Source organism: Leptospira yanagawae serovar Saopaulo str. Sao Paulo = ATCC 700523 (assembly GCF_000332475.2).
GTDB lineage: Bacteria > Spirochaetota > Leptospiria > Leptospirales > Leptospiraceae > Leptospira_A > Leptospira_A yanagawae.
Genome location: NZ_AOGX02000043.1, coordinates 1 through 6647, shown reverse-complemented (window position 1 = coordinate 6647; position 6647 = coordinate 1). Strand labels below are relative to the sequence as shown.

General features: G+C 32.8%; 9 protein-coding genes. 2 read left to right on the top strand and 7 right to left on the bottom strand.

Annotated elements, in window-relative coordinates; genetic code table 11:
* Positions 1 to 295 precede the first annotated feature (295 nt).
* Positions 296 to 820, bottom strand: coding sequence for a hypothetical protein (locus LEP1GSC202_RS17505; RefSeq protein WP_015679086.1), 525 nt, complete (start codon positions 818 to 820; stop codon positions 296 to 298).
* Between the two features lie 390 nt (positions 821 to 1210).
* Complete coding sequence (locus LEP1GSC202_RS17500; RefSeq protein WP_015679085.1) at positions 1211 to 1987, bottom strand: abortive infection family protein; 777 nt, start codon at positions 1985 to 1987, stop codon at positions 1211 to 1213.
* A 412-nt stretch (positions 1988 to 2399) separates the two neighbouring features.
* Here LEP1GSC202_RS17500 and LEP1GSC202_RS17495 point away from each other — a divergent pair, with 412 nt between their 5' ends.
* Positions 2400 to 2666, top strand: a complete 267-nt coding sequence (locus LEP1GSC202_RS17495; RefSeq protein WP_015675631.1) for a transposase — start codon at positions 2400 to 2402, stop codon at positions 2664 to 2666.
* Complete coding sequence (locus LEP1GSC202_RS17490) at positions 2663 to 3466, top strand: IS3 family transposase (RefSeq protein WP_015675630.1); 804 nt, start codon at positions 2663 to 2665, stop codon at positions 3464 to 3466. The genes LEP1GSC202_RS17495 and LEP1GSC202_RS17490 overlap by 4 nt, the downstream gene beginning before the upstream one ends.
* 50 nt (positions 3467 to 3516) lie before the next feature.
* Here the strand turns inward: LEP1GSC202_RS17490 and LEP1GSC202_RS17485 are convergent, their stop codons facing one another.
* The 5 genes from LEP1GSC202_RS17485 to LEP1GSC202_RS20115 form a co-directional block, all read right to left on the bottom strand.
* The gene (locus LEP1GSC202_RS17485; protein ID WP_015679082.1) at positions 3517 to 4149 is read right to left on the bottom strand and encodes a hypothetical protein; all 633 of its coding nucleotides are present in this window, start codon (positions 4147 to 4149) and stop codon (positions 3517 to 3519) included.
* A gap of 1 nt (position 4150) precedes the next feature.
* A complete protein-coding gene (locus LEP1GSC202_RS17480) occupies positions 4151 to 4612 on the bottom strand; it encodes a hypothetical protein (protein ID WP_039929401.1) in 462 nt (153 codons plus the stop codon).
* A 207-nt stretch (positions 4613 to 4819) separates the two neighbouring features.
* A complete protein-coding gene (locus LEP1GSC202_RS17475) occupies positions 4820 to 5998 on the bottom strand; it encodes a hypothetical protein (RefSeq protein WP_015679083.1) in 1179 nt (392 codons plus the stop codon).
* Positions 5999 to 6211: 213 nt separating this feature from the next.
* Positions 6212 to 6397, bottom strand: a complete 186-nt coding sequence (locus LEP1GSC202_RS17470) for a hypothetical protein (protein WP_015679087.1) — start codon at positions 6395 to 6397, stop codon at positions 6212 to 6214.
* Positions 6398 to 6429: 32 nt separating this feature from the next.
* The coding region (locus LEP1GSC202_RS20115) for a hypothetical protein (RefSeq protein ID WP_039929399.1) at positions 6430 to 6647 on the bottom strand (218 nt) is incomplete at its 5' end.

The window sequence follows — 6647 nt, the reverse complement described above, 5'->3', positions numbered from 1 at the left end:
AAGGGATTATAATTACTCAACGGAACTGCGATAGAAGTTTTCTAATGCAAAGGTAAACTTTAAAAATAGAACATCAACGCGATTACTTGAGAAGTATCTCTTAGTCACTTTTTGGATATTGCGTATAACGAATAGACTTACCGAAGTTCCCCGACCCTGAGTCCCGGTGACGGGACGGTAGGGACTGGCATGCAGCTTGCTTAAGCAAGGCGAATGCCAGAAGGGGAATTTGCCGTAGGCCGAGCGAGGCCTTGTGCCGAAGCGTAGCGGTAAGTCGCTGTTATGCGTAGTGGCTTTATCCCCAAATGACCAAATCATCTTCTGCTATAAAATCGCACTTATCGCAGTGAGGTTTTTTGGGTGAAATTTTCCCGCTCTCACAATTTGGACATTCATTTGAATCGATTAGTAATTTAACTTCTTTACCTAATGTTACGCCACAATCAGAACATGAGCTTCCCAAATATTTAAAATCCCACTCGCTCCAGCAATTAGGACAATGATTATGAGGAATTTCAACAATGTGGCCTTGAACTAAATATCGATTAAATTTATACGATTCACTGAATTTATATGTTTCAGCGGTATTACCAAGACCATTAATTCCAACACGTAACATTTCAATTGATTTTTCTCTTTCAGAATCAAATATACTTAAATTGAAGCTGAATTCAATAGAATATTTCTCTGGAAGTTTTTTTAGAAGATTCTTAATTAAAAATTCGATATTTTCTATTTCGCCTTTTTCTTTTAGATCTTCAAATTTTGTATGAATATTTTCAGATATAGCATTTAGTTCATAGAATTTTTCGTCATTCATATCATAAACCAAATCTTTATAGAAAAATTATCAAGGAAATATCAGACAATTTTATTAGTGTCAAAAATTATAAGAATCTTTATCCTTTAAAAACTTGTATTATTTGAAATTCGTAGAAATTCAATTATTCCAACGAATAGATATTTTTCATTATTCTTAAAATCTATTTTAGTTGAATTTTTTGAAATCATACATATTTAAGCCATTACGCATAACGAACTAGCCTTAACGACGTAGGCTGGCCCTGAGTCCCGAAACGGGACGTTAGGGACTGGAACGACACTTGCGTAAGCAAGGGGAGTGCCAGAAGCCTATGTGCCGCAGGCCAAGCGAGGGCGAAGACCCGAAGCGAAGCGTTAAGGCGCTGTTATGCGCAGTGTTCGAATTCTGTCAGTTAGTTAGTTTTGCTTCAATAATACGTATAAATTTTAATAAATTATAAATTGAATTGTAAATATAAATACTTTCTTCGGATGAGATAACCATATTATCATGTGCTAGTGATTTATCATTTCTTATTTGGTTAAATGAATCTAATATCGAAATTGATGATTTTAAAATTCTTTCACTCATTTTTGAAACTTGATTTTCAGGCAAGTTTTTTATGTATAATCCTAGTAAACTATGTAAAGGGGTATCCTTAGAGATTTGATTCCCAGTTTTATGAAGAATGTTTCTTAGATATTTTTGACAAAGAGTATGAAGTCTATCGATTGCAGCTTCCGGTTGATTATTATCTATACTTATTTTTATGTTTTTTATTAATAATTCAAAATCTTTATCATCTAAATCTGGATTTAACTCTTCAATGTTATGAGTTTCTGGATTTTTTTCCAATCGAGTAGCTATCTGATAACATTCAAATTGTAAATCAGGAATTTTGTTAATAATAAAATCTGGGTTTTCTAAATCTTTACTATGTTTGTATTCAATTAAACCTTTTATTAATTTTGCGCATAAAATATTTGGTTCTAATTCAAAAACAGCGCGAAGTCTATTGGCTTTTGAATTTCCTTTGTATTCATATTTTGAATCATAAATATTTATTTTTACAATTTCATAAATATACTCTGAAAATGTAGAGTTTGTGAAATCCAAAACAAATCCTTCGCTCATTTTAAAAAGCTTTTCCAATTTTTGTTTCTCAATTAATTTTAAATTTGACATATATTAAATTTCGAACATTGCGTATAACGAACTAGACTTACCGAAGTTCCCTGACCCTGAGTCCCGGAACGGGACGTTAGGGACTGGCACGTAGTTTGCGGATGCAAACGAGTGACAGAAAGGGAATTTGCCGGAGGCCGAGCGAGGGCTTGTCCCGAAGCGTAGCGGTAAGTCGCTGTTAGCCGCAGTATTTACTTTTGTAATATTCGATTTAAATGTTCAATATTAATAATATTTTCTTGAATATTGTAGGAACCAATTGCAAAGTTTTTATAATTTCCAGTTAATTTTTTTATTTCGTTCTCGCTGATTTCAGGAACAATCAACAGAAATATTGCATCATTGTGACCTGCTCCCCAAAAACTGCACCGATATTTAAGTTAGTTTTCTCCGATATTAAGGAGAGAGCATTATGGCAAGAAAGAAGATAGAAGAAAGCGAGATTTTTCGGATATTAAAGGAAGCAGAAACAGGTATTCCAATCAAGGAACTTTCACGAAAATACGGAATCACTGAACAAACATTTTATCGCTGGCGTAACAAGTATGGAGGAATGGAGCTTAGCGAAATCAAGAAGATGAAGGCACTCGAGCAGGAAAATTCAAATCTCAAAAGATTGGTAGCTGACATGGCTCTCGAAATCCAAGCAATTAAGAATGTTTTGGGAAAAAAGTTTTGAGCAGATCAACGAAGGAGAGAGCAGTTGATCTGCTAGTTGAAGAGGGACTTTCTCTAAACAGAAGCCTAGATGTTGTTCTTCTTCCTAAATCAAGTTATTATTATCAGCCGAAAGCTATTGATGAAGAGACAATGAACGAAATTCGAAGACTTGCTTTTCGATGGAAACGGGAAGGCTATCGACGAATTTACCGAAGGTTAAGAAGGTCGGGTAGGACAATCAATCATAAGAAAGTATATCGACTATATTGCTTAGAAGGGCTTAAAATAAGGACAAAACCGAAGCGAAAGAAAAGAAATGCATCATCACAGCAACTACCATTGCCTAAGAATTCAAACGAAGTTTGGTCAATGGACTTTGTTTTCGAACGGACGATTGATGGAAGAAAGCAAAGAATTTTAACAGGTATTGATCATTTAACAAGAGAGAATACCATACTTCAGGCAGAGTTTACTTTTTCGTCAGAAAAGTTGATCAGATATTTAAACACCCTCGAAAGACTTCCAAGAGCATTTGTTTTGGATAATGGAACAGAATTTACATCCAAAGACTTCCAGAAATGGGCAGAAGATAAGGGGATAGAAATTCACTTTATTGAAAAAGGAAAACCAACACAAAATGCATTTATAGAAAGTTTCAATGGTAAACTTAGAGATGAGTGTTTGAATCTACACTACTTTAAAAATCAAAGAGAGTTAACCGATGCTTTGCGAATTTTCCAAAAGGAATACAACGACGAGCGTCTTCACTCTTCATTGAATTACTTGACTCCTTCAGAGTTTAAGCGATCTTATGGTTGAAATGTTTAGAGAAAACTAACTTATCCATTGGTACTGAAAATGGGGGCAGGTCAATTGTTGTATATTTTTTTTATTGTTTTGTTTATCTTTTCATAGAAATTTACAATTTCTTTTTGAGAATCTAATATTTTATTTTTAATCTCTACAATAATGTTTAATTTGTAAGGCACATTTGACTTTGGTATTAAAATTCCATCTACCTGTTGATTGCCAAGTTTGTAATTTTCTAATAAGTAGTATTCTGGTAAATTTCTTAAAAGTTCGTTTAATGCCAAAATTTCGAATTCATTATCACGGAATTTATTTGAATAATCTTCTCTTTTCTCATTTGAAAAAATAAATAATGAGTTAATTAAACTGGAATTATTTGACCTATTTTCTGATTTGTTTTTAAGCCAATATTCAGAATCAGAGTAAGCGACTAGTGAGTTAATGCAGCTATCATAAAATCTACTCAATAATATATTTCTATAATTTTCGTCTTTGATATTCATTGCTAACTCGAATTCTTTTAAGATTTTAATTTCTTCATCATCTCCATTATTTTTGTAAAAAATCATTTGTTCATCTAATTCAGTTTCGGTGAAATAGGAAGTTATTATGAACTGACTATAATCAAACTTATTCAAAATTTTTAAGGCAACGAGATTTAGGAATTCGGCTTTTTTGTCTAGGTCTAACATTTTATGTGTGCTCCAGTATAACTTTAAATTCAGATTGTGATAGATCTTTTATGAGATACTCGTCAGGAAATTGCCCGACAGAAATAAGTCTCGATATATGGATTTTAGCTAGATCGATTTTCCAAATTTGTGGTCTTAGAGCTATGACTGGGGCCTTATTAATTGCATTAATGATACGCATTTTTTCAATAATATTAAGATTTGTTCCAATAATCCATTGGGTTATTTTATTCTTAATTTGATATACACGTGAATGATTAAAATCGTTTTTTTCTATAATGGCTTCTAGATCCATATATAAGCGAATTGGATTAGAGGATAGTCCGTTTGAGCTTGGATTAATTTTACTAGCAAACCATGTTCTATGTTTGTTGCTAAAATATAGTTTTGCAATTTCTGCAACAAGCCAACTTTGGCATGAAAATCCGTATTTTTGATTTAATTGATCTTTTATTGTGAACATAGATTGTTAAATTTCCTGAATAAATTTGTGAATATTGCGGCTAACGAACTAGCCTTAACGACGTAGGCTGACCCTGAGTCCCAACGGGACGTTAGGGACTGGAACGACACTTGCGTAAGCAAGGGGAGTGCCAGAAGCCTATGTGTCGCAGACCGAGCGAGGCCTTGTGCCGAAGCGAAGCGTTAAGGCGCTGTTATGCGCTGTTTGTTATTTCATCAGATAATTTGATATATCAACATTTTGCCCAGATAATGGTTGAAGGATAAAGGCTTTTAATTCAGTATTTATAGAAATTTTAACATGCCAATATTTTCTGTCTTCGGTTTCTGTTGTATTCATGTTTTGAAGAAGAGGTTTAAAAATATTAAATGGTATTCGGTAAATAAGATTATTTGATCCGCAAGCTAATACCACATTTGAATTTTTATATTTTTCGAGTGATTTTTCTTGATGTGGATGAAAGGCATACCAGAATATTCGATTATTCTTTGTTTTATATTCTTTGCTTACAATTACTAATTCACCGTTATTTTTATCTTCACTTTCAAAAAGTGATTTAGATACTTTGTTATATTTATTTTTACTCAGTTCCTCAAGTTTAAATACAACTTCTTGGTGGAAAGAAAGAGGTGTGAATTTTTTCTCATTTTTTTCAGAATTTTCTTCATCTACAGATAATTCTGGTTCCAATAATTCTGATGCATTATTAGTGAGATCTTGGCTTGTACTAAATACTAAATCAATGAGTCTATCTAATTTCGTATACTCAAAGGGTTGCAGACATTGAGTTATAAGTTTTATAACTTGAGGATCATCTAATTTTTCTTTTGTGCTTAATAATTTCCATAATGAATCGACGCTAATAATTCTTGTTCTCCATGCATGGATTGAGCCTCTAATTTGAGCTTCTAAATCGCCTGTATCTTGTCTGCCAACAACTATTAAGTTATAAGAGTTTTCAGCGTTTATTTTCCCTTTTTCGATTAGTTTTGTCCTATAATTATCGATTTTATCAGTACTTATTCGGTAAGCATCGGTAGTTTTTACTTCGATAACGAAAGAATTGTTTTGATCAATCCAAAGCCCATCATTTCCGATTTCGTTTTTGTTTCCTTGATAAAGGCCAAACTCTACGAGAAAACCTAGTCGTCGTCCAATTTCATTTATCAAATCTTGTAGTACATATCCACTATCAGTGAAATTTGATTCGATGCATTCTTGGATGAATGATTTGATTTTTAAAATTGGAATATTTGTTAAAAATTGCCTAAATTCTATGGAGCAATTGTTTCCATTTTTAAGTTTTCCATCTCCACAAAGACCAAGGAGAGCAGTTAAGCTTTTATTTATTAATTCCGGATTAGATTTTATTAGATCATTTATCATTTTTTTTCTTTTATATATTTATTTTAACAAATAGCGCATAACGAATAGACTTACCGAAGTTCCCCGACCCTGAGTCCCTGCGGGACGTTAGGGACTGGCATGTAGCTTGCGAAGGCAAGGCGAATGCCAGAGGGAGGGGAATTTGCCGTAGGCCGAGCGAGGCCTTGTGCCGAAGCGTAGCGGTAAGTCGCTGTTATGCGCAGTAGGAAAGTTTTATAAACTATTTTTAATCTCTATAGTTGATTGATTGGGTAAATCCTGAAATGAATATAGTTTGGTATGGCTTTCCGAATCGATAATAATATAATCTGTTTTTAATAAAAGATTTAAATAGAAAATATCAAGTTTATATTTTCCAAAAGGTAATTTTGCCCTGAAAATTCCATCGTAATCAGTCATACTCGTATATTTACCTGGATTAAATATTATTTTCAATCCGTAAATCGGTTCATTATTTGAAATCCAAATAGTTTTCCCTTCGAAAATACCGTATTTAATATCAATAGAATTCCACTTCGCAAGTATAAATTCGTTTCTTTTGTGGAAAAATTATTTGCTTTGATTGAATTATCTAATATAGCTTCTGGTAGTGAAAAACCATTGTAAAAAAAATTAATATTAGATAACACAATGTATACTACTATCATGA

Bases quoted from the DNA above. Each gene is read 5' to 3' on its own strand.
- LEP1GSC202_RS17505 (WP_015679086.1), bottom strand. From the start codon at position 820: ATGAATGACGAAAAATTCTATGAACTAAATGCTATATCTGAAAATATT.
- LEP1GSC202_RS17500 (WP_015679085.1), bottom strand. From the start codon at position 1,987: ATGTCAAATTTAAAATTAATTGAGAAACAAAAATTGGAAAAGCTTTTT.
- LEP1GSC202_RS17495 (WP_015675631.1), top strand. From the start codon at position 2,400: ATGGCAAGAAAGAAGATAGAAGAAAGCGAGATTTTTCGGATATTAAAG.
- LEP1GSC202_RS17485 (WP_015679082.1), bottom strand. From the start codon at position 4,149: ATGTTAGACCTAGACAAAAAAGCCGAATTCCTAAATCTCGTTGCCTTA.
- LEP1GSC202_RS17480 (WP_039929401.1), bottom strand. From the start codon at position 4,612: ATGTTCACAATAAAAGATCAATTAAATCAAAAATACGGATTTTCATGC.
- LEP1GSC202_RS17475 (WP_015679083.1), bottom strand. From the start codon at position 5,998: ATGATAAATGATCTAATAAAATCTAATCCGGAATTAATAAATAAAAGC.
- LEP1GSC202_RS17470 (WP_015679087.1), bottom strand. From the start codon at position 6,397: ATGACTGATTACGATGGAATTTTCAGGGCAAAATTACCTTTTGGAAAA.